The sequence below is a fragment of the Pantoea sp. MHSD4 genome, assembly GCF_021043305.1.
Classification (GTDB): Bacteria; Pseudomonadota; Gammaproteobacteria; order Enterobacterales; family Enterobacteriaceae; genus Pantoea; species Pantoea eucalypti.
The window spans coordinates 34,950-61,288 of record NZ_JAJNDH010000009.1 but is presented as its reverse complement, the minus strand read 5'-3'; the positions used below and the strand labels follow the sequence as shown (position 1 = coordinate 61,288).

At 48.0% G+C, this 26,339-nt stretch carries 23 protein-coding genes and 1 pseudogene; 17 read left to right on the top strand and 7 right to left on the bottom strand.

Annotation, left to right across the window (positions count from 1 at the left end):
* From arnC to LQK91_RS20390, 7 genes are all read left to right on the top strand, one after another.
* A complete protein-coding gene (arnC, locus tag LQK91_RS20420) occupies positions 1-984 on the top strand; it encodes an undecaprenyl-phosphate 4-deoxy-4-formamido-L-arabinose transferase (RefSeq protein ID WP_003850561.1) in 984 nt (327 codons plus the stop codon).
* On the top strand, positions 981-2,960 hold the full coding sequence (gene arnA, locus LQK91_RS20415; RefSeq protein WP_003850560.1) for a bifunctional UDP-4-amino-4-deoxy-L-arabinose formyltransferase/UDP-glucuronic acid oxidase ArnA: 1,980 nt from the start codon (positions 981-983) through the stop codon (positions 2,958-2,960). Before arnC ends, arnA begins: the two co-directional genes overlap by 4 nt.
* Positions 2,960-3,862, top strand: coding sequence for a 4-deoxy-4-formamido-L-arabinose-phosphoundecaprenol deformylase (gene arnD, locus LQK91_RS20410; RefSeq protein ID WP_003850559.1), 903 nt, complete (start codon positions 2,960-2,962; stop codon positions 3,860-3,862). The genes arnA and arnD overlap by 1 nt, the downstream gene beginning before the upstream one ends.
* Positions 3,862-5,529, top strand: a complete 1,668-nt coding sequence (gene arnT / locus LQK91_RS20405) for a lipid IV(A) 4-amino-4-deoxy-L-arabinosyltransferase (protein WP_105100070.1) — start codon at positions 3,862-3,864, stop codon at positions 5,527-5,529. Before arnD ends, arnT begins: the two co-directional genes overlap by 1 nt.
* On the top strand, positions 5,530-5,850 hold the full coding sequence (gene arnE, locus LQK91_RS20400) for a 4-amino-4-deoxy-L-arabinose-phosphoundecaprenol flippase subunit ArnE (protein WP_003850557.1): 321 nt from the start codon (positions 5,530-5,532) through the stop codon (positions 5,848-5,850).
* Positions 5,847-6,212 carry a 4-amino-4-deoxy-L-arabinose-phosphoundecaprenol flippase subunit ArnF gene (gene arnF, locus LQK91_RS20395; protein ID WP_008926820.1) on the top strand — a complete coding sequence of 122 codons (366 nt, stop codon included), beginning with the start codon at positions 5,847-5,849 and terminating at the stop codon, positions 6,210-6,212. The genes arnE and arnF overlap by 4 nt, the downstream gene beginning before the upstream one ends.
* A 149-nt stretch (positions 6,213-6,361) precedes the next feature.
* On the top strand, positions 6,362-7,891 hold the full coding sequence (locus LQK91_RS20390) for a Fic family protein (protein ID WP_008926821.1): 1,530 nt from the start codon (positions 6,362-6,364) through the stop codon (positions 7,889-7,891).
* Positions 7,892-7,928: 37 nt separating this feature from the next.
* On the opposite strand, the gene LQK91_RS20385 is transcribed toward LQK91_RS20390, so the two are convergent.
* The gene (locus LQK91_RS20385) at positions 7,929-8,624 is read right to left on the bottom strand and encodes a haloacid dehalogenase type II (RefSeq protein WP_105100069.1); all 696 of its coding nucleotides are present in this window, start codon (positions 8,622-8,624) and stop codon (positions 7,929-7,931) included.
* A 594-nt stretch (positions 8,625-9,218) separates the two neighbouring features.
* Here LQK91_RS20385 and LQK91_RS20380 point away from each other — a divergent pair.
* The 3 genes from LQK91_RS20380 (at position 9,219) to LQK91_RS20370 (ending at position 13,769) form a co-directional block, all read left to right on the top strand.
* Positions 9,219-11,348 carry an NACHT domain-containing protein gene (locus LQK91_RS20380; RefSeq protein ID WP_105100068.1) on the top strand — a complete coding sequence of 710 codons (2,130 nt, stop codon included), beginning with the start codon at positions 9,219-9,221 and terminating at the stop codon, positions 11,346-11,348.
* Between the two features lies 1 nt (position 11,349).
* Positions 11,350-12,225: a RelA/SpoT domain-containing protein gene (locus LQK91_RS20375; protein ID WP_105100067.1), complete on the top strand. Its 876-nt coding sequence runs from the start codon at positions 11,350-11,352 to the stop codon at positions 12,223-12,225.
* A 506-nt stretch (positions 12,226-12,731) separates the two neighbouring features.
* Positions 12,732-13,769 carry a tyrosine-type recombinase/integrase gene (locus LQK91_RS20370; protein WP_003850543.1) on the top strand — a complete coding sequence of 346 codons (1,038 nt, stop codon included), beginning with the start codon at positions 12,732-12,734 and terminating at the stop codon, positions 13,767-13,769.
* Between the two features lie 434 nt (positions 13,770-14,203).
* Here the strand turns inward: LQK91_RS20370 and feoB are convergent, their stop codons facing one another.
* Together feoB and LQK91_RS20360 are read right to left on the bottom strand one after the other, a co-directional pair.
* A complete protein-coding gene (feoB, locus tag LQK91_RS20365; protein WP_008926831.1) occupies positions 14,204-16,531 on the bottom strand; it encodes a Fe(2+) transporter permease subunit FeoB in 2,328 nt (775 codons plus the stop codon).
* Positions 16,531-16,755, bottom strand: a complete 225-nt coding sequence (locus LQK91_RS20360; RefSeq protein ID WP_008926832.1) for a FeoA domain-containing protein — start codon at positions 16,753-16,755, stop codon at positions 16,531-16,533. Before LQK91_RS20360 ends, feoB begins: the two co-directional genes overlap by 1 nt.
* Positions 16,756-17,078: 323 nt before the next feature.
* Between LQK91_RS20360 and LQK91_RS20355 the strand changes: the two genes are divergently transcribed.
* The 4 genes from LQK91_RS20355 to LQK91_RS20340 all read left to right on the top strand — a co-directional run bounded on the left by LQK91_RS20355 (position 17,079) and on the right by LQK91_RS20340 (position 20,358).
* Positions 17,079-17,555 (top strand): WbuC family cupin fold metalloprotein, encoded by a 477-nt coding sequence (locus tag LQK91_RS20355; RefSeq protein ID WP_003850539.1) that lies wholly within the window; start codon positions 17,079-17,081, stop codon positions 17,553-17,555.
* Between the two features lie 1,548 nt (positions 17,556-19,103).
* The gene (locus tag LQK91_RS20350) at positions 19,104-19,340 is read left to right on the top strand and encodes a YgdI/YgdR family lipoprotein (protein WP_003850536.1); all 237 of its coding nucleotides are present in this window, start codon (positions 19,104-19,106) and stop codon (positions 19,338-19,340) included.
* A gap of 61 nt (positions 19,341-19,401) precedes the next feature.
* Positions 19,402-19,944, top strand: a complete 543-nt coding sequence (locus LQK91_RS20345) for a YfaZ family outer membrane protein (protein WP_003850534.1) — start codon at positions 19,402-19,404, stop codon at positions 19,942-19,944.
* 108 nt (positions 19,945-20,052) lie between these two features.
* The gene (locus tag LQK91_RS20340; RefSeq protein ID WP_008926834.1) at positions 20,053-20,358 is read left to right on the top strand and encodes a hypothetical protein; all 306 of its coding nucleotides are present in this window, start codon (positions 20,053-20,055) and stop codon (positions 20,356-20,358) included.
* Between the two features lie 57 nt (positions 20,359-20,415).
* Here LQK91_RS20340 and LQK91_RS20335 read toward each other — a convergent pair whose 3' ends face one another.
* Complete coding sequence (locus LQK91_RS20335; protein ID WP_072040393.1) at positions 20,416-20,604, bottom strand: DUF2256 domain-containing protein; 189 nt, start codon at positions 20,602-20,604, stop codon at positions 20,416-20,418.
* 1,155 nt (positions 20,605-21,759) lie between these two features.
* Here LQK91_RS20335 and LQK91_RS20330 point away from each other — a divergent pair.
* Entirely contained in the window at positions 21,760-22,161 is a 402-nt protein-coding gene (locus tag LQK91_RS20330; RefSeq protein ID WP_003850529.1) for an H-NS family nucleoid-associated regulatory protein, read from the top strand.
* A 341-nt stretch (positions 22,162-22,502) separates the two neighbouring features.
* On the opposite strand, the gene LQK91_RS20325 is transcribed toward LQK91_RS20330, so the two are convergent.
* Positions 22,503-22,757, bottom strand: coding sequence for a hypothetical protein (locus LQK91_RS20325; protein WP_105100066.1), 255 nt, complete (start codon positions 22,755-22,757; stop codon positions 22,503-22,505).
* Between the two features lie 271 nt (positions 22,758-23,028).
* On the opposite strand from LQK91_RS20325, the gene LQK91_RS20320 reads away from it, so the two are divergent.
* Positions 23,029-23,430: an H-NS family nucleoid-associated regulatory protein gene (locus tag LQK91_RS20320; protein ID WP_003850526.1), complete on the top strand. Its 402-nt coding sequence runs from the start codon at positions 23,029-23,031 to the stop codon at positions 23,428-23,430.
* Positions 23,431-23,509: 79 nt separating this feature from the next.
* Here LQK91_RS20320 and LQK91_RS20315 read toward each other — a convergent pair whose 3' ends face one another.
* Both LQK91_RS20315 and LQK91_RS20310 read right to left on the bottom strand, forming a co-directional pair.
* A complete protein-coding gene (locus tag LQK91_RS20315) occupies positions 23,510-24,514 on the bottom strand; it encodes a GlxA family transcriptional regulator (protein ID WP_105100065.1) in 1,005 nt (334 codons plus the stop codon).
* 89 nt (positions 24,515-24,603) lie between these two features.
* On the bottom strand, positions 24,604-25,383 hold the full coding sequence (locus tag LQK91_RS20310) for an MBL fold metallo-hydrolase (protein ID WP_105100093.1): 780 nt from the start codon (positions 25,381-25,383) through the stop codon (positions 24,604-24,606).
* A 459-nt stretch (positions 25,384-25,842) separates the two neighbouring features.
* Between LQK91_RS20310 and LQK91_RS20305 the strand changes: the two are divergent.
* Positions 25,843-26,334 (top strand): annotated as a pseudogene (locus LQK91_RS20305) (Hcp family type VI secretion system effector).
* Positions 26,335-26,339 lie beyond the last annotated feature (5 nt).

The following is a 26,339-nucleotide window of genomic DNA, read 5'->3' as shown; positions in this document are numbered from 1 at the left end:
ATGCGCGATATCAAACCGATCAATATGCTCTCCGTGGTCATCCCGGTCTATAACGAACAGGAAAGCCTGCCGGAGTTGCTGCAGCGGACCAGCGCGGCATGTGACGCCATTGAAATTGAGTATGAAATTCTGCTGGTTGATGACGGCAGCAGTGACCGTTCAGCCGAACTGATTGAACAGGCTGCCATCATTCCCGGCAGCCGCATAACGGGCGTACTGCTCAATCGCAACTACGGTCAGCACTCCGCCATTATGGCCGGATTCAGCCAGGTCCGTGGCGATCTGATTGTGACACTGGATGCCGATCTGCAGAACCCTCCGGAAGAGATCCCGCGACTGGTTGAAGCTGCGCGTCAGGGTTATGACGTGGTGGGTACAGTCCGCCAGCAGCGTCAGGATACCTGGTTCCGTCGCAAGGCCTCGCGCACGCTCAACCACCTGATTCAGCGGGTCACCGGCAAAGCGATGGGCGATTACGGCTGTATGTTGCGTGCCTATCGGCGCCATATCGTCGAGGCGATGCTCAATTGTCACGAACGCAGTACGTTCATTCCGATTCTGGCCAACACCTTTGCCCGAAACACCATTGAACTGCCGGTGCTCCACGCTGAGCGGGCCTTTGGCGATTCGAAATACAGCTTTATGCGCCTGATCAACCTGATGTACGACCTGGTGACCTGCCTGACCACCACGCCGCTGCGATTGCTCAGCGTAGTAGGCAGCCTGATTGCACTCTCCGGCTTCGCTTTCTCGCTGGTGCTTATCGTATTGCGACTCTTTTTCGGTGCGGCATGGGCGGGAGATGGCGTTTTCGTCCTGTTCGCCGTGCTGTTCATGTTTATCGGTGCCCAGTTTGTGGGTATGGGACTGCTCGGGGAGTATATCGGGCGAATTTATAACGACGTTCGGGCGCGTCCGCGCTATTTCGTTCAACGCATTGTTCAGGCTCCTGAAGAGCCTTCAGTACAGGATACTCAATCATGAAGACCGTTGTTTTCGCCTATCACGATCTGGGCTGTGTCGGCATCAATGCACTGCTTAGCGCAGGCTATGAGATCACCGCCATTTTTACGCACAACGATGTGGCTACCGAAAATCACTTTTTCGGCTCAGTCGCGCGTCTGGCGGCAGAGCACGGCATTCCGGTCTATGCACCGGACGAGGCGAATCACCCAATCTGGCTTGACCGCATCCGCACCATGGCGCCAGAAATGATCTTCTCCTTCTACTATCGCCATCTGCTGAGCGATGAGATCCTGCAATGCGCTGAAAAGGGGGCTTTTAACCTGCACGGTTCACTGCTGCCAAAATACCGCGGTCGGGCGCCACTCAACTGGGCGCTGGTCAACGGTGAGACGGAAACCGGCGTTACGTTACATCGCATGGTGAAGCGTGCGGATGCCGGTAATATTCTGGCGCAGCAGAAGGTGGCCATTGAGGATGCAGACAACGCGCTGACGCTGCATCGTAAACTGACCCAGGCTGCAGAGCAGTTACTTAACGACGTCTTACCTCGCCTGCGCACGGGTGAGGTCAGTGAGACGCCACAGGATGAGAGTCAGGCGACCTGTGTTGGCCGTCGCACGGCCGAAGATGGCCGCATCGACTGGAATCAACCCGCAGAGAAGATTCACAATCTGGTCAGAGCGGTTACCGATCCGTGGCCAGGCGCCTTCGCCTTCGCCGGTTCGGTTAAATTTATCGTCTGGAAGAGCCGGGTTCATACGCACCCGCATCAGGCGAAGCCAGGTACGGTGATTTCTAAGCAGCCATTCCTGATCGCCTGTGGTGAGGGTGCACTGGAAATTCTCACCGGACAGTCCGAGCATGGCGTTTACATGAATGGCAGCCAGCTGGCGCAGAGCCTGGGCATGGTGCCTGGCGCACTGCTCTATTCAAAACCGCAGTCGGCGCTGCAACGTCGTACACGCGTGCTCATCCTCGGGGTTAACGGCTTTATTGGTAATCATCTCACCGAGCGTTTATTGCAGGATGAGCATTTTGAAGTCTATGGCCTGGATATAAGTTCAGACGCCATCAGCCGCTTCCTGGAACATCCGCGCTTCCATTTTGTTGAAGGGGATATCGCTATTCACTCCGAATGGATTGAGTATCACATCAAAAAATGTGATGTCATCCTGCCGCTGGTGGCGATCGCTACGCCGATTGAATACACCCGTAATCCGCTGCGCGTCTTTGAGCTCGATTTCGAAGAGAACCTGAAAATCATCCGTGACTGCGTGAAGTATCAGAAGCGCATTATTTTCCCATCCACCTCTGAAGTCTACGGCATGTGTACTGATGCCAGCTTCGATGAGGATAGCTCGAATCTGGTGGTCGGGCCGATCAACAAACAGCGCTGGATTTATTCGGTATCGAAACAGCTGCTGGACCGTGTGATCTGGGCTTATGGCGAAAAAGAGGGGCTGCGTTTTACCCTGTTCCGTCCGTTCAACTGGATGGGACCGCGTCTGGATAACCTCAACGCAGCACGCATCGGCAGTTCTCGCGCGATCACGCAACTTATCCTCAATCTGGTTGAAGGTTCACCGATTAAGTTGATCGACGGCGGCAAACAAAAGCGCTGCTTTACCGATATTCAGGATGGTGTGGAAGCATTGTTCCGCATTATCGAAAACAAGCAGCAGAATTGTGATGGTCAGATCATCAACATCGGTAATCCGGACAATGAAGCCAGTATCAAAGAACTCGCGGAGCAGTTGCTGGCCAGCTTCGAGCGTCACCCGCTGCGCAGCCAGTTCCCGCCGTTTGCCGGTTTCCGCGAAGTGGAAAGCAGCAGTTACTACGGTAAAGGCTATCAGGATGTGGAGCACCGCAAACCGGCTATCCGCAATGCGCGTCGCCTACTTGGCTGGACGCCAACCGTCACGATGGATGTCACTATCGACAACACGCTCGATTTCTTCCTGCGTACCGTTGAGCAACAGGCTGATAAGTGATGAAGAAGATCGGTCTGCGGATTGACGTAGATACCTGGCGCGGCACGAAGCAGGGTGTGCCGGCGCTGCTTGAGCTCTTCCAGCGTCACGCAGTGCGGGCCAGCTTTTTCTTCAGCGTGGGACCGGACAACATGGGCCGCCATCTCTGGCGGCTGGTGAAACCGGCGTTTCTCATGAAGATGCTGCGCTCCCGCGCCGCATCACTATATGGCTGGGACATTCTGCTCGCCGGAACGGCCTGGCCGGGAAAGCAGATGGGACGTGGCCTGCGGAACATTATGCAGGATGCCACACGCCAGCATGAAGTCGGTCTGCATGCCTGGGACCACTTTGCCTGGCAGACCTGGGCGGGTGTCTGGCCGCAGGATAAACTGGTTGAGCAGATAGCACGCGGCACCGAAACGCTCAGTGAGATCCTTGGTCATCCTGTCAGCTGTTCGGCCGTTGCAGGCTGGCGTGCTGATGGTCGGGTCGTTGCCGCCAAACAGGATTTTGGCTTTCACTACAACAGTGACTGCCGCGGCAGCGGGCCATTCAGGCCCATACTGCCAGATGGCCAGATCGGCACTGTACAGATTCCGGTGACGTTACCCACATGGGATGAAGTGGTTGGCCGTGAGGTCAGCGCAGAAGGCTATAACGATTACATTCTGGCGAAAATGCTCGCTTCTGATGATGGCGCTGTCTATACCGTGCATGCCGAAGTGGAGGGGATTATTGGCTTACCAGACTTCGACAAATTGCTGAATGCAGCAACCCGTAATGGCATTCAGTTCTGTCCGTTAAGCGAGCTATTGCCCGACGACCTGACCACCTTACCCGTGGGAAGGATCGTCAGAGGTGAAATTCCCGGACGGGAAGGGTGGCTGGGCTGCCAGAAACTGACTAAAGAGGCGAACTAGTGCGGATACATAAGAACACGAAGTGGCTCATTTTTTTTAGCTTTTTCATTCTCTATTACCTTCTGCCGCCGATGTTCCGCGACCTCTGGCAACCGGATGAGACACGTTACGCAGAGATCAGCCGGGAGATGCTGGCAACCGGTAACTGGGTGACACCACACTTCTTCGGTCTTCGCTATTTTGAAAAACCGATTGCGGGTTACTGGATAAACTCACTGGGCCAATGGCTGTTCGGCCATAACAATTTTGGTGTACGGGCAGGATCAATATTCTCAACAGCGATAACCGCCGCGTTGATCTTCTGGCTCGGCCGGCGGATGTTTGGTTCGGTCCGCACCGCTGCTGTGGGTTCTCTGATTTTCCTGAGTTCACTGCTGGTTTATGGCGTTGGCACCTATGCCGTGCTCGATCCGATGCTGATGCTCTGGCTGGCGGCTGCAATGTGCAGCTTCTGGCTGGCGACGGAGGCCAGCGGGCGCGCCGGGCGCGCGGGCGGCTATCTGCTGCTGGGTCTCGCCATCGGCATGGGATTCATGACCAAAGGATTTCTGGCACTGGCGCTACCGGTGCTGGCGATTCTGCCATGGGTGATCTGGCGAAAGAGAATACCTGAGCTGCTTTGCTTCGGGCCGCTGGCGATTCTCTCTGCCGCAGCAATCAGTGCACCCTGGGCGCTGGCGATCTATCATCAGGCCCCTGATTTCTGGCACTACTTCTTCTGGGTTGAGCATATTCAGCGCTTTGCAGAAGAGAATGCACAGCACAAAGCCCCTTTCTGGTACTACCTGCCGGTTCTGCTGCTGGGAACACTACCGTGGCTGGCGCTGTTACCGGGTGCACTGATGACCGGCTGGCGCGAGCGTCAGCAGAATCCCGGCGCACTGTATCTGCTGAGCTGGACGGTGATGCCGCTGCTGTTTTTCAGTCTGGCAAAAGGCAAACTGCCAACCTATATCCTGCCCTGTTTTGTGCCGCTGTCGCTGTTGATGGCCCATTATGGGCTGAACGCGGCGCAGCGGGCAGGGCGCGCATTAACCGTTAATGGCTGGATCAACCTGATTTTCGGCATCCTCACGCTGGCAACCGTGCTATTGGTACTCGCGCCCTGGAGCGTAACGCATCACCCCCTGTTTGCCACTCATGAGATGCTGAAGCTGGGACTGGGAGCGCTGGCGTTTCTCATCTGGGGACTGGCGGGCGCATACAGCTGCCGATTTTCACAACGCCGCTGGCTGGTGGCCGCGCTTTGCCCGCTGGGGGTCGCTCTGTTTATTGGCTCAGCTATCCCGGATAAAATCCGTGATGCCAAACAGCCGCAACACTTTGTCTCTGTGATCAGCGAGCGTCTGGCATCCAGTCATTTTATTCTGGCGGACAATCCGGGCGTGGCATCTGCCGCAGCCTGGCACCTGCAACGCAGTGATATCGGCTTCTATGATAATAAAGGTGAGCTGCAATATGGGCTGAGCTACCCGGATGCGCAATCCCGCTTTGTCTCTCAGGCGGATTTTGGCGGCTGGCTTGCCGATCATCGCCGCATGGGAAGCGTGTCCCTGCTGTTACTGGTTGATTCCCCACACAGTGATATCGGCGAGGATGTGCCGGTTCCGGATGCGGTCTATCGCCAGGGCAGGCTTGTCTGCCTTTATTACGGTCAGATGAAGTAAATGCTGCTGCTGATTGTGCTGGTGAGTCTGCTCAGCTGCAGCGCGCAGCTGTGTCAGAAACAGGCGACCCACGCGGTATCAGGCCGCATCCGCTTAAGCTGGATTGGCGTAAGCGTGCTGCTGTTGGGTATCGCGATGCTCCTCTGGCTGCTGGTGCTGCAGCGGGTGCCCGTCAGCCAGGCGTATCCCATGCTGAGCCTTAATTTCATCTTCGTTGCGCTGGCCGGACGCATTTTGTGGCGCGAACGGCTAACGCTTCGTCAGATTGCAGGCACGCTGCTGGTGGTGACGGGCGTCGCGCTAATGGCGAGCCAGCTATGAAAGGATATGGATGGGTTACGTGCAGCGTGCTGCTGGTCTCAGCGGCACAGCTGATGATGCGCTGGGCGATGCCGCGCCTGCCCGATGTCAGTAGCCTGACGTCGCTGCCAACAGTTGCCATACTGCCTGCCTTGCTGCTGCTGGCCGGGTTGGGAGCTTATGCTGTTTCCATGCTCTGCTGGATTCGGGCGCTGCACTATTTTCCGCTTAATCGGGTCTATCCACTGCTCAGCCTGAGTTACGTGCTGGTCTGGCTGGTGGCGGTTTGCTTACCGGTATTTCACGAAGCATTTAGCTGGCGTAGCTTAGCTGGTGTGGTGATTATTGTAATCGGGCTACTGTGCATTGTTGTTAAGCCCTGAACATTCCGTCTTTTACCATTTCCGCAATGAACACCGTTTTTATTAACGTTTCCGGGCGGTAGTTAATGCCGTCATGATGGCTTTTTTAACGTTTTCATGATAAATATCCATTTTGTTATCGTTTTCGGGCGACGGATAAAGGATTCGACATGCTGGTTGGCTTCAGCGCACTGTGCGAACGTTATGCTATCAAACTGGCGCAGCCCTTACGCGTGAAGTCAGCTATCGGAACCGTACGCTCACATCATGAGGGCCAGGGACAGGTAGAAAATCATTATCCACCAGGCTATCAGCCGGAAGATGATTTTGCGGGTCACTTTGCCTTTGGTCTCAAGTACGAAGAGATCCATCTGGAGTTTTTCGCACGCCTGTTTACGACCATCGGACCACAACCTTTGGAAGCTTGGTGTCGGCAGGAACCGTTCGGACAGTATGCGCGACGGGCCGGCTTTCTCTATGAATGGCTGACTGGTAATACCTTACAGGTACCGGATGTCACCAACGGAGGCTATGTTGAGGCGATTTCATCCAAAGCGTATCTGACCCGAACGACCGTGAACCGTAACAGGCGCTGGCGCATCAATAATAATCTGCCAGGATCCGCTGATTTCTGCCCACTGGTGCGCAGAACCGCAGCCATTGAGCAGGCGCTCACGTTCGATCTCAACGATGCTTTGCATGATCTGGATAACACCTTTGGCGCGGATATTCTGATGCGCACCGCCAGCTGGCTGACATTTAAAGAGTCACGTGCCAGTTTCCTGATTGAGAAAGAGGCGGACCAGGGCGATCGTATTCAACGATTTGCCCACGTTATCGCGCAGTATTGCGGCCAGCTTGAGGATCCACTCAGCGATGCCAGCCTGCATACCATACAGCAGGGCATTCTCGGGCAGGATGCGCTGGGATTGGGGCTGCGACGTTCGCCCGTGTTTGTCGGACAGTCGACCATGCGTGAAGATATCGTCCACTATATTGCACCACACTATGATGACGTTCCGCGCTTTATGAATGGGCTTAAAGCCTTTGAGCAGGCTACGCGGGGTGCCGCACCACTGGCTCGTGCGGGGGTTATCGCGTTTGGCTTTGTCTATATCCATCCGATGCGCGACGGCAATGGCCGCATCCACCGTTTTTTAATCAATGACACACTGATTCGTGATGGAGCGATACCGGATGGCGTGATCCTGCCTGTTTCAGCCACCATTACCAGTTCGATGGATTTTCGGGTCGGTTACGATCGCACGCTGGACGTATTTTCTAAACGGCTAATGCGGCGCTATGCAGGCTGCTATCGGTTTGGCGAGTTGAAAACATATGAAGATGGCACGCGGAGTAATTTCACTTTCACCGAGTATGAGGATGCCCGTTTCGCCTGGCGTTATCCCGACTTAACCGAGCATGTGCTCTATACCTGCAGAGTCATCGAGCACACGGTCCGGACTGAAATGGCTGATGAAGCGCGCGTATTGGTGATATTTCAGCGCGCTCAACAGCAGCTGAAGGAGGTCGTTGAGATGCCTGATCAGGACGCCAGTCGTATTATCCGTTCGCTGAAAGAAAATGGCTGGCAGATTTCTGGCAAGCTCAAAAAAACGTTCCCGCTGCTGGACGATACAACTACTGCACAACGGATTGTGGAAGCGGTCAGGTCAGCGTTTGAGACCCACACAGACTAAGTATTCAGGTGTCATGTGAGGTCGCTGAGCACTGCATTTAGCAGAGCGGTTTAAGTTTTGTGGCCAGCGCACCTATATCGCTGACAATCAAATCCGGTGCAGGTGCCAGCGGGTAAAGTGCCTGTCCTTTGCGGGTAACAAATGCGGTTTTCATTCCTGCGCGTTTTGCTCCACCCACATCCCAGCCATGAGCGGCCACCATCATGCACTGTGATGCAGGCTGATCCATTTCCTGCATTGCCCACTGATACACTTTCAGATCGGGTTTATAAACCTGAACCTGTTCCACACTGAGAATGCGCGTGAACAGCCGAGCCAGTCCGGCAGAACTGAGCTGCTTTTCGGCCAGTGCCGCAGAAGAGTTGGTCAGCGCGACCAGTGTAAATCCCTGTTGCTGCAGAGCACTCAGTCCTGAGGCGACATCAGGATGGGCTGGCATGGCTGCGATAATGTCAGCCAGCGGTGTTGCGTCTGCAGGCAGAGTAATACCATAGCGTGTGGCGGTCATCTGCAGCACTGCTTCGGCAATATCACCAAAGTTATGCCAGCTGCCGGTCACCGACTCCACGAGTGAATGATGTAACAACGAGGTAAACCAGGCCTCAGCACGTTCCGGTCGGTCACCGAGTCGCTGCGCGACAACCCGGTTCAGCTCAGTGGTATCCAGCAGGGTCTCATTGACATCAAAAAACAGGGTGCCGCTGTAGGGTGCGGGGTTGTGACTGTCGGTCATCGTGCCTCCGGTTGGTTTAATGGATGTGACAGGTGAGGCGTTAAAGACGCTCTCTGAAGGTAGAACACCGGTGAGGATTGCTCAATATCGGGTGCTGCGATAGTTAGAAATCAAACTGGAAAACCTGATGTGATTCAGAAAAATATTAATACGCAAAATACTAGTTATGTTAAATAAGATACCTGGCATGCCAGTTTTTCCTCGTTATTCTGTTCCCTGCAGTGCTCTTTATCTTTATAGATTATCATTGTCCTTAATGGCTCTTTAAACTGGCAATCATTTAAAACGTCATCGCTTCTTCTGCCTGTGAACCTCCGCGCTCACATCAACATGATATCAAACTGTGTGCTTTTGGTTTCTTACTACGCAAAATCTGACATGAAAAACTTAAAAAAAAGAGGTGTATTGACATTTTTTGAAAAATTGAAAATCGCGCCACCACTACATAACTAATTGAAAAATAATAATTAAATTTATTTTAGCTGATGCAGGCTCGAACTCGTTGCATCTGCATTTATAATTTGATTAAATAAATTAATAGGAATATTCTTATTTGACTTGTTTCGGGATTTAGTGGCCTCTCAAGGACTTGAAATGACTATAGATTCACATCAACTAATTTCTTTGTTTAGAAAATATGGTTTCGAATATAAAAAAAGTTCTTCGGGCAATGGGTTTTATGCTTTCACCTTTAAGACCGGCTTCTTCCATAATGCTGAAGTAGTTTATACAGATGAATGTAATTCAGACGATGTAGAGAAATGTTTAAATGATCTAAAAAATATTGGTTACTCTACTAAAAAGTCTTTATTTAGAAGTTTGGAAGAAGTTGCTGAGCAATTGTTCAAAGGTTTTTTTAATGTGGATGAATGGAAGGAGCGTATTTCTTATGAATACGGTCATTACTGCGATAAAATGATATCTCTTCTTCCGGATGGTGCGAAAAATTATAGTTATGTTCAGGTTCCCTTTGAGAAAGACAATAAAAAACTAAATAGTGGTTTGATAGAGGATATTTTAGCGGAAATTAATAAATCAACCTCTCAACTTATAATTATTGAAGCGCCAGCAGGCTTTGGAAAAACCTGTACTTCATATGAAATATTAAATTCGCTAATTTCCGATGATGATGCTCCTCTTCCGTTCTTTACTGAATTCTCAAGGGATCGTCAGGCAAAAGTATTTAGTCATGTTTTTGTGCGTGAAGTTGATAGAAGTTTCAGAAATGTTAAAAGTGATTTGGTAATAGATGAAACCAAAAATGGAAGAATTGTTTTAGTGCTCGATGGATTTGATGAGCTTTTAAACGACACATCTACTAATAAGACAAATGAAATTGATTTCGAGAAAGCTCAGCCAATGCTTGAAACTATTGGTGAATTACTTACTAAATCCGCTAAGGTAATACTCACATCAAGAAGAGCTGCAATATTTGATGGTGAAATCTTCCAAGAGTGGAAAGATAATTATCAAGACAATTTTAATGTAGTAAGGTATAAACTTAACTCCCCTGAAGTTAAAGACTGGCTTAGTGCTGAGAGAATAAATAAACTTGAAGAATCTGGCTTGGATATAAAAAAACTATCTAACCCTGTACTTTTGGCTTTTCTCCGTTCTATCGATGATGAAGAGTTCAGCAAATTATGCGGTCAAAGTTCTAAGATAGTAGATCATTATTTCCAGGCAATGCTTGAAAGAGAAAGAGAACGGCAAGACTTATTGATGGTACCTCTCAAGCAAACCTCAATCCTATCTATGATTGCATTAGACATGTGTGAAAATGACTACACTAGTGATAATAGAGAAAAGATTATTTCACTTATAAAAAATAAAAGTTTGAACATACTCGAAGAAACAAGGCATCTTTATCCTGGGAAAGATCGACCGACAATTGATGCTCTGGCAAGTAAAATTGCAACACATGCTTTTTTTGACAGAAGTAATCAAGGCGAAAACAAAATTGAATTTGTTAACGAATTTGTTTTTGGGAATTTTATTGCAAATGGAGTAATTGCTAATGATTCGAATGAATGGTTGGCAAGTGATGAGCGTTTCGTTGAGCCAGCAGTTCAATCTTATCTACCAAGGGATACAGATGACCGAATCCTATTATGGGAAAGACTAAGTGGTATGCGAGAGTTCTTAAGTGCCACAGATCATATGAAATATGAGTATATGCTTTGCCAAGAAGTTGATGAAAATGTGTATTTAGAAACTACGATAACTGGCCTTGATTTTGATAACGCAATATTCTTCCCAAACCAAAAAATAAAAAATTCAGTATTTAATGAATGTGTATTCTCTAACATTGTGTTTAACTTCAATCATTTTAAAGATGTGACATTTATATCCTGTCAATTCTATGGGTGTGAGTACGATAATAATAATCATCCGTACGACATTAGCTTTTTGAATTGCTCAGATAACAATGGCATTATAAATGAAATCGAGTCGTACGAAGTCTCACAGAATGATGATGATTTGGAACTTCAGCTGGAAAAAGAAATTTTGTCTAAATTTATGCAGTTGGGTTCTAACTCAATAACACGACTCCATATATACACTGGGGTTTTGTATAAAATTGATGGTTACACTAGAAAACAAATAACCAGAGCTATTAAGAATCTGAAAGAAAGAGGGATTTTGGAAAGCGCAAATAAAAGCTCCTTCACAGCAATAAATAGATTCAATGTTGGTGAAGTCAAGAAAATTCTGGGACGATAAAATGAATAACTTCAGCTTTAGTGATACATTAAGATCAGATGTAGAAGATTTAATATCTTCAAAGCTTAATAACTTAGGTATAATGTTTCGATTATTTGCTAGGAACAAAGACACTCAGTCATTAAATAAGAAGTTAGAAAATACAAAGTACGGCATAACTCACAAAATTCAAGATGCACTTGGTGTAAGAATTGCACTGTATTTCAATGATGATATTGAGTTAGTTCATGCTATTTTGAATGAAATTTTCATTGAAAGAGAAAAAGACCATAGTATTGACATAATGACAGCCGCTGAATTTTCAGCGGTGCGTTATAATATAATTTATGAGCTCCCAATAAATTTATTATATGGAGAGCGTAACTTTCCAGCCGCTTCAAATTTTATTGATTCCACTTTTGAACTACAAATAAGATCTATTTTATCTGAAGGTTGGCATGAAGTAGAACATGACCTTAGATATAAAGCAAAGCAGGATTGGGAAGGAAATGACGTTGAAAGTAGAAAGTTAAATGGAATTTATGCCACATTAGAGACATCTGAATGGACTATGATAAAAATATTCGATGAATTAGCTTATAAGCATTATAAAAACAAAAATTGGAATAGTATGCTGCGTCAGAAGTTTAGATTGAGACTAACGGCGCAAGAGCTACATCCGGATATAATAAGTCATTTCGATGCGAACTTACATGTTGCAAAAGAAATATTTAGAATCCCAAGGAAGACATTGCTTAACAAGATGTCTGAGAAGGATTACACCCTCCCTCTAAATGTTAACAATTTAGTTTATTTTAGTAATTTATTCTTTATAAAAGATCAAGCTTTAAATCTAATAACTCCAAATATATTCAGTGAAGAGTTTGCTACTGACTAAATATGACTAAATCATTTTAATGAAGAGGGCAATCTGCTCTCTTTGTATCTGATTATTTTCTTTGATGACATTAAGAATTTCTTTATATGATGTTTAAAACTCCATTAATCTATCCTTCGCTTATAGGCATCAGATTACTAATAAAATTTTCGTATTGGCATAACTTCATACATAAAAAAACCCATGACCTCTGAGGCCGTTATGCCATTTTTCAGCTAATGCGTGTACTAAGAAATATAACCTTATATAATTATCATTATTGTAGCCTGGAGCCCACTACTCAGCACCCTGCCACAACAAGAACATGGTTCATATTTATTACTTCGTATAATTATTCTTATACGAAGTTATGACAGGCTGATGCTGCCGGGTTATGATGGAAACTATAACAATGCCACACCGATAGATGACAACGCTACGTGAATTCTGGCAGGTAATCCCCCTGCTAACTTCTCAGAATTCACGTAGCGTTGTCTGGACATGTTTTGGTTGATAAGTGAGCAAAAATGAATGAGTTAGAGCCTGTCACCTATTTGAGTGTGGATCCGAACAGCGACATCACAGAACGCCTCAGGCAATTCGTCCAGGATAAAGAGGCTTTCTCACCTAACACCTGGCGGCAGCTGATTAGCGTCATGCGGATCTGTAATCGCTGGTCGGAAGATAACCAGCGCAGCTTCCTGCCGATGAGCGCTGATGACCTGCGCGACTATCTCTCGTTTCTTGCTCAAAGTGGTCGGGCTTCTTCAACGATTACTTCACACGCGGCCCTGATCTCGATGTTACACCGTAACGCCGGATTGCCGGTGCCGAATGTATCTCCTTTGGTTTTTCGTACCATAAAGAAGATAAATCGCGTGGCCGTGATGAACGGTGAACGTGCTGGCCAGGCTGTTCCCTTCAGGCTTACTGACCTGCTGGTACTGGATGGAAAATGGTCAGGATCTGAAAACCTTCAGTTAGTGCGCGATTTGGCCTTTTTACACGTAGCCTATGCCACGCTACTCCGTATCAGTGAACTGTCGCGATTAAGGGTGCGTGATGTGATGCACGCCGTTGATGGCCGTATCATTCTGGATGTTGCCTGGACAAAAACGATTGTTCAGACCGGTGGATTAATCAAGGCGCTCGGCACCCGCTCAACCCAACGTCTGGAACAGTGGATAGAAGCCTCCGGACTCTCTAATCAGCCCGATGCTTATCTGTTTACCGCAGTTCATCGATCTGGCCGCGTACTGGTTGCCGAAAAGCCAATGAGTACCCGGGCTCTGGAACAGATCTTTAACCGTGCATGGCGCAGCGCTGGGAACGTTGGCGCGGTGAAAGCTAACAAAAATCGCTACAGTGGCTGGAGTGGCCACAGTGCCAGGGTGGGTGCCGCTCAGGATATGGCGGATAATGGTTATCCGATTGCCCGTATTATGCAGGAAGGCACATGGAAAAAACCGGAAACCCTGATGCGGTATATCCGTCATGTGGATGCACATAAAGGCGCAATGGTAGAGTTTATGGACCAGTATGCTGACACTGACTTATCTGACTGATAGCTTCTAAAAAGGCCATCTGAAGCTATATTCAGGCTAAAGTTATCCACAGAAAAAGTGGACAGCCTGTGTGTAAGCCTGTACTGAATAGGTCGTTATCTGGCCTTTGTTCCCATTATCTCGCTGATTTAAAGCATTTATTCACCAGGTATGCTGTTTTAGGCTCATCTGTTCTGGAAAAATATTTCGCTTCAGAAGCCAGGATCAGGGATGCTGCCAGCATCACACCCTTCTATAACATCAGCTTCCCACACTGGAAAATCATGTCTCCTGACAGGGGTTGTTAATAGGTCTTCTCAGGCGGTTTACATCACTCCAGATAACTTTAATTCAGCTTACATCTGTCTGAACAATATCATCAACGTCACTTATCCGCTGTGGCGCTGAAAAGCCCGTCACCCAGCGGATAAAGTAATTGAATCTGTTGTTTCTTTTTATTGTGCGTAGCCTTTCTGTTTATCGCAGCTGCCGTGGCAGCCGTGACAACGTCCCTTTCCCTCCTGCATCATGCCTGGTATTGCCTGCACCCGGCTTCCTGCTTTTCGCAGTGCAAACAGAATGACCATGTTAAGCAACAGTATGCCAATCAGGCAGGTTGCGCTAAATGCAGGATGCTCGGTAAACGTGACGGTCTGATAAAACAGCGTGGCCGTGGTGTAAGCAATATTCAGTCCCCAGAAGAATGAGAACATCATCCACTTTCTGCCGGCTTCGCGCGCAATAGCGCCCATGACTGAAACACAGGGCACATAGAGCAGGACAAAGATTAAGTAACTGTATGCGGCGAAGCCACTGCCAAATTTGGCTGACATGATGCCCATAGAGCCGGATGCCATCTCACCATCACCTTTGCTGGCATCGATGGGATGAGCCAGTGCATCAATTCTCAATGCAGCTGTTAACCCCGCCCAGGTCTGTGTCAGCGCATCGGTCAGCTCAGCTTTAAGGTTAAAAGTCTGCGGATCAAACGCGTTGTTCTGGAGCGCTTCAGTGGTGTAAAGGCTGTTGAGTGTGCCGACCACGACCTCTTTAGCCATAATGCCACTCACCAGTCCAACGGTCGCCTGCCAGTTATCCTGAGTGATACCAATCGGCAACAACGCAGGTGTAATCGCTTTACTGGATGCCGCCAGTGCAGAATGGTTAATGTCTTCGACCAGCTGGCCATTAAATGCAAAGCTGCTCAGTACGCCAACCAGCATGCTCACCAAAATGATGACCTGTCCGGCCCGGACGACAAACATTTTCAGCCGCTGCCAGGTCTGCAACAGCAGACTTTTCAGATGAGGCCGGTGATAGACCGGCATTTCCATGATAAACGGGGATGCTTCCCCGCTCAGCAGGGTGTGCCTGAGTACCAACCCGGTGATGATCGCAACAACAATGCCCAGCAAATAGAGTGAGAAAACCAGGCTGGAGCTATGTGCGTCAAAAAATGCTGCAGCGAAAACCGCAAAAATCGCCAGCCGCGCCCCGCACGACATAAAAGGTGCAATCAGGACCGTAAGCAAGCGCTCACGCGGTGTGTCGAGTGTCCGGGTGCCCATGACTGACGGTACATTACAGCCAAAGCCGACGATTAGCGGCACAAAGGATTTACCCGGCAGGCCCAGCGACTGCATAAGCCGATCTATCACAAAAGCAGCGCGCGCCATGTAGCCGGAATCCTCCAGAAAAGAAAGGAACAGGAACATCAGGCCAATCTGAGGAATGATCGGCAGCACGGTATTTATGCCGGATCCGATGCCCTGGGCCAGAAAAACGGTCAGCCAGTCCGGGAAGTGGCCGACATAGCCCAGCCATTGCATGCCATGAATAAATATGGCCACAGAACCACTGTCGAAAAGTGGCTGCAGTGCGGCACCGATATTAATTGAGAGCACAAACATCACATACATCACTGCCAGGAATATCGGAATGCCCAGCCAGCGATTCAGCACGATACTATCAATCTGACGGGTCCGACCGGCTGGTAATACCTGATGAATATTACTCACGGCTGCGCAAAGTGCGTTGATGGCACGATAACGGTAATCGGCAATCTGTACGCCGGTGTCATTGCCCGCCTGTTTCATCATCTCAGGCAAATGCGGGAGCAGCTCCGGGCAAAGCTTCTGGCTGTTAATATCACCCTCCAGCAGCTGCAATGCCAGCCAGTAACGTTTTTGAGGCGCTATCGTTTCGGGCATTTGCAGACACAGCTGCTCAATTGCTGAGTTAATCGCGGCCGGGTAACGCACCCGTTCCGGAGCGCAGTAAACATGAGCCTGATCGATCAGGGTTTTGAGCTGGGCAATACCATCGCCCCGGGTTGAGGTCACGGAAACAACCGGACAGCCAAGACGTGCAGATAACGCCTGAATATCAGTAGTGATGTTCTGACTGGCGGCAACGTCCTGCATGTTAAGGGCGATAATGCAGGGCACGCCAAGCTCCAGTAGCTGCAGGGTCAGGAACAGATTACTTTCCAGACTGGATGCATCGACCACGTTAATCACCATATCGGCGTGATCCTGATAGAGATACTGGCAGGCGATGCTCTCATCAATGGCGCTTTCAGCAGACAGCGTCGTCAGCGAACGAGTTCCGGGCAGGTCGATGAGCCTGACATCTGACTGTGCAGTAAAAAATTGCCCTTCTTTACGCTCAACTGTCACACCCGCCCAGTTACCGACCTGCTGCCGGGCTCCGGTAAGCTGATTAAATAGCGTGGTTTTGCCGGTGTTAGGATTTCCAATCAGCCCGATGGTGATCTTTTTCATCAGACGATTTCCTCCAGGATCATAGAGGACAGGTCCCGCTGTCGAACTGCCAGACTGATACGGCGCGTGCGAATTTGCACAGGGTCCCCCATTGGCGCCACGCGAACCGTCTCAAAAACGGCGCCGGGAAGCATGCCCATCGTCAGTAATTTCTGACGCCAGGCGAAATTTACAGACGGCTTATAGCCAAGAATTCGATAGGTACTGCCCATGTTAATTGCCATAACACGCTCTGCCTCAAGGTAAGAAGCACTCATTTTATAAATGATAAGCGTTTCGCTTTTTGATCTGGAATGAGCAATCGAGAGAAAACATGTCGTCAATGCGTATGTGGAAGAAAACGTATCCTTTCACAGGAGCCTGGTGACGGGTGAGATGGCCTGATACGTGTAAATAGAGACATCATGGCTTGTTGCCACTGAGTCAGACCTGCATCATAAGCGGTGACAATGTCAGGCAACTACAGAGGCTATTCGGCCATAATGAATGGCACAAAATCTTACGGTAACCTTGGGGTAGAGAGCAGCCCTGGATCAATAAGGATTATATGAAACAAATTACGTTGAGTGACCTCCAGAAACAAAGCGAACAGGCTGCACACTCTCCTCGCTTGCGAGCTAATCGTAATCTACATCCCGAATTAAGCGATCCGGTTCAACGTCTGGCCATCGCTATGGAGCCGGGCACTTATGTGCGCCCACACCGCCATCCGCATACTTTTGAATTGCTGATGCCTCTTCGAGGACGCTTCCTGGTATTAAATTTTGATGACAATGGTTATGTGACCCAGCGGGTGATGCTGGGTGAAGAGTGCAAGGTGCTCGAAACGGATGCCGGCATCTGGCATGCGGTACTCTCCATGGATAAAGGCGGGGTTATTTTTGAGGTAAAGCATGGCGGTTACCAGCCAGTTACTGAACAGGATCTTGCCCCATGGGCACCCGCCGAGAATGAGCCTGGCACCATGGAACTGATGGCATGGTACGAACAGGCGCAGGTGGGTGATGGTAGTTTCACTCGATAATTTTTAGCTTATTTACAGCGGGCGGTATGGTGGCCGATGCCGTCCTTCAGGTGACATCTGGCAATTTTCAGGGTTGCCTGCACTCATCTCTAAATCCAGTGATTGGCTTTTACGAACCCTTGAGATGTAAAAAACGGGTATCCGAACACAGTAACTAAGTAGGCTTAATCAGGTTCCGGTAGTAGCTTAGCATTTGAAACAGACCATTCGGATGATGCAGTAAATTGAGCATTAAGCCATCTATCAGGTCAGGCAGCGCCATTTCAGACGTCTCCACTGCACTATTGAGGTCAGAGAGGCAATAAACGTCATCAGCCTTACATTCGAAATAAGGCTGAGGAATTTGTCTTTTAACCACCTTTGAGCTTTATTGAAAAGTTATTTTTATAATTCATCCTCTATAACCGTAGTTTAAATGGTGGATACACCAGCGGTTCACGGTATTGATTTATGGGGAGTGCGCATTACGGATGTGTAACCACTACAATATTCCCGGACACTCTGTTAAAAATGACGCTTCTCCAGCTTCACTGGACTTCGTAAAAGAATCTTACCGATTATAAAACTGTGGTTTTTGTCGATTCAGATGATATCGTTTCTGAGTAGTGAAAAAACACACTGATCTTCCCTCTTTTATTTGCTGCAAGGGCATTTACGGTTGATTATCATGGCATGTAGCAAGTCTTAATCCTCCCATTGATAAAACGGCAGAGCCAAAACCGAAACATGCCCTTTGAGGCTACGGCCTATGCGTTTAAGGGCTGATTATACCGCCGTTGAAGTTAGCTGGAACGTATTTATAGTTTGCTGATATGAGCCTTACGCAAGTTTTAATGTTGTAGCTGTTAAGGATTAGAGGACAGTTACGGGATCGCTGCTAAAAGTTAATACATTCATCAATTTAAAGGGAAAAATCAGAACCCAATAATAGCACTTAAACAGGATCTTGCAGAAAATTAGTTACATCATACATAAGTCTATCACGTCTATGTACGCCCCTTCGGGGCGCGGGGGCGGCTAGTCAAAAGGCACTCGGAATTCCAGAATAACTTTGTTTTTAGTACATCAATAAACACACAAAATCAGCAGGCCTTCTCGTGTTATTGAAACTAATTTAACAGGGTGTTGTAACTAACCTGTCGCGTTATTGCTCTTTTATCACTTAATATAAATTATACTTTCCATTTTCCTGTGGAACGGCTAACACTTATTCCCTTCACATCCCGATTTTTTATCATCTGAGAAAAGCGGTTATAAATTTAAGTTCAGCTTATTTAAATAGTGCGTCGTTCATTTTATAATCAGATGCACATTCAGGATTTTCTTTATCTGAATTGAAAGTTTCATTTATCGCAAATACATGTTTGATTTTCTATTGCAGCTTTTTAACAAAACATGCTTAATCATCATACACCCCAACACATTACAATTGATCTGCATCAGTCTTTTGGCAGATAATTTTCCGAAGGCTGGAATTGTTATCGTGTCGTTTAACAATTTTAGCTAATAATGCCACATCTTCTTAAAAACTAATGACAGGACAGTGAAATGACATCTTTCAATTCTGGCAAAAAATTCGTCTGCGCTATTGTGATGACGGCTGCAGTAATATCCATGACCGCCTGCTCAAGCAATTATGTCATCTCTACCAATGACGGGCACATGATCACGACTCATGGTAAACCCGCCAAAGATAAACAAACTGGCATGATCTCGTATAAAGATGCAGACGGAAATATGCATCAGTTGCAGCAGCACGACGTTAAAGAAATTGTACAAAAATAAATCAATTCAGCCAGCAATCGTAATCATTAATTTTAAAATTTAAAAGCAGTGGAACTGAACAATGAAACTTTCTGTAATCAGCATGGGTATGCTGCTGTGCGTCTCTTCGTCTGCAATGGCCATTGGCTTGAATGTGGAGCAAGGTAAAAATACCACTGCGCTGGACGCAGAAATTGGCCGCTCATCCAGCGGAATTTATCTGGATAGCCAGTGGATCAAAAATACGGCGGATGGTGTTCAGATTGGTCAGGCGGGTACCGGTTATAATCTTGAACTTGGTCCGGTAATGCTGACTGCTGGCGCCAAAGCCACTTATCTTGGTGGCAAGAAAGGGGATAACGGCGTCGCATTTCCTGTCGGTGGCGGTGTGAAAATCAATCTGCCCGCTGATTTTGCGATTTATGGTGAGGGATATTCTGCTCCGGAACAACTGACTAACAGCGTTAAGAATTTTGTGGAAGCGAACGCCGGCATAAGCTGGTCACCGCTGGGGCCGCTGGTCTTGAAAGCCGGCTACCGTTATGCAGGTGTTGATGGCAAAGATGGACGCCCGGGCCATACCCTGATCGATGGGCCTTACATTGGTGGCGGCCTGACATTTTAATATCAGATAACGCTCCTCTTCTATAGGGTGAGGAAACCAGCCAGCTTGACTGATCGGTTTCTTTACCCATTTTTCGTTATGACTCTGACGGAAAGCAGTGAGAAACAGATGATGAAACCACTCATGTTGATGTTATTTACCCTTTGTCTGACAGGATGTGTCCAGTATAAATGGGTCAAGCCTGACGCATCTGAGCAGCAGGAGTTCGTGGCAGAAACAGCCTGTAAAGCTCAGGCACTCAGGGATTTACCGCCAGACAATGTCGTTAGCGGTAAATACACCTCAAAAGACAAGAAACACAAGACAACTGATACGAATTACTCAACCAGCGATGCTAATGAAAGTCAGCGAGACATATTGGTGAAAGACTGTATGTTCAAACAAGGCTGGCAACAGATTGAGATTCAGCACTAACGACATTGAACTGTCAGAGGCCAGGTAAAATCCTGGCCAGCACTGACCCGACAGGTTTTATCGATTGTGGCCGGAATTTATTCGGGCATCATCCTGCTGCTGCTGTGCAGTACGCTGCCGACGGCACCGTTCCGAGCAATACAGAACCTCTTCCCAGCACCTTTCCCATTTTTTTCGCCATGACATCGGTTTGTTACACGTTTTGCAGTAGCGCACCGGTAGTGACTTTTTATTGCCTTTGAACACGTCAATCCTCCAGAAAACCCAGGATACTGACAAAGCCTATGCCATATACAGTATAGCTAACCGTCGCACTGGATAACTGATGACAATGGGCGACAAAGTTAGCAGACTGCTTTTTTTCATACTCTCTTGTTCTATGATTATTCTTCGACGACCCCATTTGCTCTGACATTGTACTGTGAAATATCTATTACAGGTTTTTGGCATTATGCGCTGCTGACGACGAATTAATTAGCCAGGTTAATAATAGCCGCTTCCTGGCACACCGTTTTCAGTTCAGTGTCTGGCAGCATGTCCATCGATGTGTTTTGGGACAGGCTGGCGAGGTGATTGCAAAATCACATGGTTCACGGACTGAGCTGAATGAATATCGATGAAAAATGCTATCGCTTCCGTTATCAGCATCAATGACAACAGGGTAATAACGTGGGGAAATAATGCTGTCTATGATTACGTTGTAAACTACCTCCCTCTTTGAATCTTTACAGAGCTTCAAAAATCATGACTCTTGTAAATAATTGACTTTAGCCCACAACGGGTGGCTCTCGTTTTGACGAGTTTGTATCCATTTATTTGATGGCTGTAGGTGGATGCAAACGCTTAAATCAGCCATAACGCAGGCCGGCCCGCTCTTAAATAACCCTATGCGCTGCATAAGAAAAAAACAACCCATTATCATGGCGTTACAAATAACCACAGTTAATCAGTGGGCTAATTATTTAAAGCGTCACCGTGCCAGTCATTCAACAAAATTACGATTAACATCATGATCTTATCCAGTTTTAGCTGTCTGCCCTGAATCATTACCTTTAATTTTCAGAGCAATGCGTGTACAGGATTTGCGAAGCGACTTTGCTGAAAACAGCGTTAAAGCACAATTTCCCTATACCCGCTCCCAATTAACTAACTTTTCAGATGTCGTTTTTTTGACATTTTGAGCTAAGAGCACCGCAAAGAGTAACTCTGCTTCAATTTAAGAGTGATACGGTAATTACAGTTTAAACTCTTGTAGAAAGCGATTAATATGTTAGCGTTGAACTATCGGTTCTGTATTTTGATTCTTCGAAGGCAAGCATTCTAAAAAAGCAGGTCTGACGAAAAGCATCAGCGTGAACCCGCTCTGTATTTTATTATCTGAACATGACTATGGTGACTTTGATGAGTGACACTCTCAACAGCTTGAATAATATCCGTACCCTTCGCGCAAACGCTCGCGAGCTTGACCTGGCTGCCCTGGAAGAAATGCTGGAAAAACTGTCAGTTGTAGTGAGTGAGCGTCGGGAAGAAGCTCAGGCTTCGGAAGCAGCTAATCGTGAAAAAGCCGAGAAACTGGCAAAATATCGCGAGTTACTGTTGCAGGAGGGTATCGATCCTAATGAACTGTTAAATGGTATGCCAACTGCACCCGCTGAGAAGAAAAAACGCGCACCTCGACCAGCTAAATATCAGTACACCGACGAAAATGGTGAAGTTAAGCAATGGACTGGCCAGGGCCGTACACCCTCAGCTATTAAATCAGCCGTTGATGCAGGTAAATCACTGGATGATTTCCTGATTTAACTCAGTCTGCATACATGAAAACAGCCTGCTTTAAGCAGGCTGTTTTATATCACATCGACATCCGGTAGTAGCTCTGACATTATCCGTCGGCCCTTACCCCGCCCTTCTGCAATTTGTTTCATCCGTCAATCTACAGTTCTTCCCAGGCGTTTCACTACACTTAGTTGCTGAACATCTTCCGCAACAGACACCCGGCTTCATTCTTCCCCTGAGCTGATTTATTTATTCAGCGCTTACATGTTACGAGCGCTGATAATTTCCAGGCCGATCTGCTGACTATAAGAGAGTTCACGCGTATTGCCATCAGGGTCGGAAAAAACGCCCGGTTACCCATTGGTGCATCAGATTGCTGAGCGTCCCTTAGGCAAAACACCGTCAAGCCGTGCGCGGGCAACGTTGACATCTATCCCTTCACGACGGGTAAAGGCCACACCAATATAACCAAAGGGACCCGGCGGCGTATCTTTACTGTTGTCAGATTGCACCCGCACCAGCGCAGCACTGCAAGATGTTGAGCAGAACATCTCAAAGGATAATGCTTCAAAACCACGACGAATTTTTGGCGATGGCCAACCACTATCATGGCAAGGCATCATGCCTGTCCTGAATAAAACCTCATTTCTGATTCACGCACAGTTAATAAAAAAGAAAATTCTAAACCCAGCTCCGCTTCTATAACGAAAACCAGGCATTAGCCAGCAGATTACGCTTAAACTGTACGATTTACTGGATTAGATACCACCATTCTCACCTGATAAACAGCGAATAAAACCACATTGGCCCTTCAAATGCCGCGTACGGAAATGTTACCCTTGCTGGCTGAATAATTTGCACTTTATTGATTAACTTGAGTATTTGAGGATTGGTATGAGTAAGAATCTGAGCAGCCTGAATAATATCCGCACAATGCGTGCTGAGGCACGCAATATGACGCTGGATCTGCTGGCAGAGCTACACCAGAAATTAGAAACAGTGGTAAATGAGCGTCGTGAAGAGGAAAGTGCACGAGAGGCAGAAGCCCGTGAGAAAGCTGAAAAGCTGGCGTTTTATCAGGAGTTGCTGATGGAAGAAGGAATTAATCCGTTGGAACTGGTAAATAGCGCTTCTCCTTTGGTAACCGGCAAAAAGAAACGGGCGAAGCGTCCGGCTAAATATCGTTACAATGATGAAAACGGTCAGGTTCGTTACTGGACGGGTCAGGGCCGAACCCCTTCAGCCATTAAAACTGCGATCGAAAATGGCCAGTCACTGGATGATTTCCTGATTTAATCGCGCTAATTTCTTGCCGGAGTGTTGACCGCCAATGGGCGGCAATATTCCGGTCCGCAGAGTCCCATGGCACAGATATTTATCCTAGTGTCCTGGCGTCCTTCTTTTCCACGTTATCATTGGCCATCACTGGCTCAGAACCACGAAACGTTCGACGCCACTCGCTGGGTGAAACACCAAACCGCGATTTAAAACGCTGACGAAATGAAACCGGCGACTCAAAACCCACCTTTTCGGCCACACTTTCAATATTCATAGTGGTTGTTTCCAATAGCCACTGGCTGCGTTGAAGGCGCTCAGCCGTCAACCACTCACCCAGAGACATACCCGTTGCTCTTTGGAAGTGACGGGTCAGCGTTCGCCGGCTCATGCTGAGCCTGCGCGAGAGGGAATCAAGATTCTGCGGCTTATGCAGATTCTCCCGCAGTGACGCCAGCAGTGCATTAATCTTACTGTCACGCGTTGTTTCCGGAACCGGACGCTCAATAAACTGCGCCTGACCGCCTTCACGGTAGGGCGGCACCACCATTCGTCTCGCTACCCGATTGGCAATGGCACTACCATAGTGATGACGGATGATATCCAGACAGCAGTCGATCCCTGCAGCGGTACCAGCAGAGGTTATCAGACGATCGTCACGGGCATAGAGCGCGTTGCTATCGAGCTGAACGGCCGGAAAGCGGGAACTGAAGTCCTGCTCAAATTCCCAGTGTGTGGCAGCCCGGCGCTGATCAAGTAAACCTGCATAAGCCAGTACATATGTGCCCAGACACAGTCCAACGACTTCCGCACCACGCTGCCAGGCCGCTACCAGCTTATTAAGCAGCACCTGCGCCGGTTTTTCAGCCGGATTGTGCCAGTAGGGAACTATAATAATCGCCGCCTGATCAAGGAGTTCAGGGCCATGCTCTACGGTGATTGACAGTCCCATATCGGAACGAACCACGCCAGGTTTTTCTGCAAAAACATCAACCTGAAACAGCGCCTGCTGTGGCATAGCCGATCCAAATAAAATGCAGGGAACTGAAAAGTGAAATAGACTAAAACCTGCGGTTGCCAGCACTGCGACTCTGAGCCCAGCCATTATCTTCCCTCACTGTACACGCATGGCGGTGGAAACCGATTGTAAAGCACAAGCCGTTCACAAAGCGCCTGTGTTTAGTGAAGGGCCGATTAGAACGTCATGGAGTCACCATCTTCCGGGATCAGCACTTTGTCAGCAATACCCTGTTCTGAGGTATAGGCGCGCAGTTCAGCACGTGTCAACAGGCAGTGGTTGATGGCTTCCATATGAGAAGCAACAACTATCACGCCAGGGAGGATGTTCAGGGTACGCAGCGTATCCTCTTTGCCCATAATAATCGGACCATAGAGATCGTTGGTAGCATTGCCAATATTTAACACCACAACCTGCGGCTGGAAACGTTGCAGACTTCTGACATAAGGTTTGACCCACACCGTATCGCCAGCAACATACAGCGTTTTTTCTGCCGGATGAGTAAACACCAGACCACAGGCATCACCCAGAATCTCGCCCATTGCTTTGTCAGCATACAATGCATTACTGCCATGCTGCCCATCGGTTTTATATAGAGTGAGACCATCGATGAAACGGTTTTCATCCTGCAGCACCCGCACGTTTTCAAAACCCTGTGACCGAATCAGCGCAGCATCACTTTCATTCTGGCTGTAAATCATCATATTCTTTGGCACCTGCTGTTGCGCAGCTTCATCCCAGTGATCGGCATGGGTGTGGGTGATGATGACCGCATCTACTGCCAGCAGTTCGTCCAGCGGGACTGGCAGATCTACCATCGGATTTCTGAGGTGAGGTCGGGCATTGCCGGCAAAGCCTGGCCAGGCCTCTTTTTCGGCCAGCATAGGATCGATAAGGAATTTTTTTCCTGCATACTCCAGTAACAGCGTAGCGTTACGAATTTGGGTCAGCTTCATGCCAGGCTCCATAAACAGTTTCAGTGAAATCAGCCAGCTTTACTGGCGCTTATGCGATTACTTTACGTCACTGTTCATCGTGTGCATGACAGGCCCAAAGGTCAGCATTCGATGGGATCGGGCCAAAATGTGAAATTATCTTTTGGCAGGTGGGAGAACCGGTCTCAAAGAGCGGACCAATGACGGTCGGGCTGCTGCAAGGGAGTCCGCTGTGAAGTTCGGCTGAAAACCACACAGTGCGACATTATCAGCACTGAGATTCATCCGCCCGGGGCAGTCATTTAAAACAGCGGCAGAGAAAACGGGCATATCCCGCGCCACATATTTCCGTCCGAAACGAAAATTAAAAGCAATTCATTCCATTGATTTAAATCAATAAAAACTCAACTGGCATTTCCGCCATAAAGGAACAGAAGGCGATAATCCCTGCTCTTTAATCACGAAACAGGAGTTCACAGAATGGCTATACCTGTTTATTTACGGCTGAAGGATGATGGTGGAAATCCCGTCAAAGGCTCTGTTGATGTGCAGCAACGAGAAGGAAGTATAGAAATAACCGCACTGGCTCACGGCATATGACTCCCTACGGATAATCTGTCCGGTAAGATAACGGCCACTCGCGAGCATGCGCCCTTTATGCTGACCAAAGCGCTGGACTCTTCAAGTCCATACCTTTATCAGTTCGTCAGCGCCGGAAAGCTTTTAAAGTCTGCCGAGCTTAAATTCTATCGCATTAATTACGCCGGACAGAAAGAAGAATATTTTAACGTATTTATTGAAAATGTCCGCATTACCTGTGTCGTACCCTTTATGGAAGATGTTAAGGACCGGGATTACGAACGTCACGATCACCTTGAAGTGCTCGAAATGACGTATGAAAAAATCACCTGGAAATATCTGGACGGCAATATTATTCACTCTGATTCCTGGAAAGAGCGTAGCGCGGCATAGGAGAA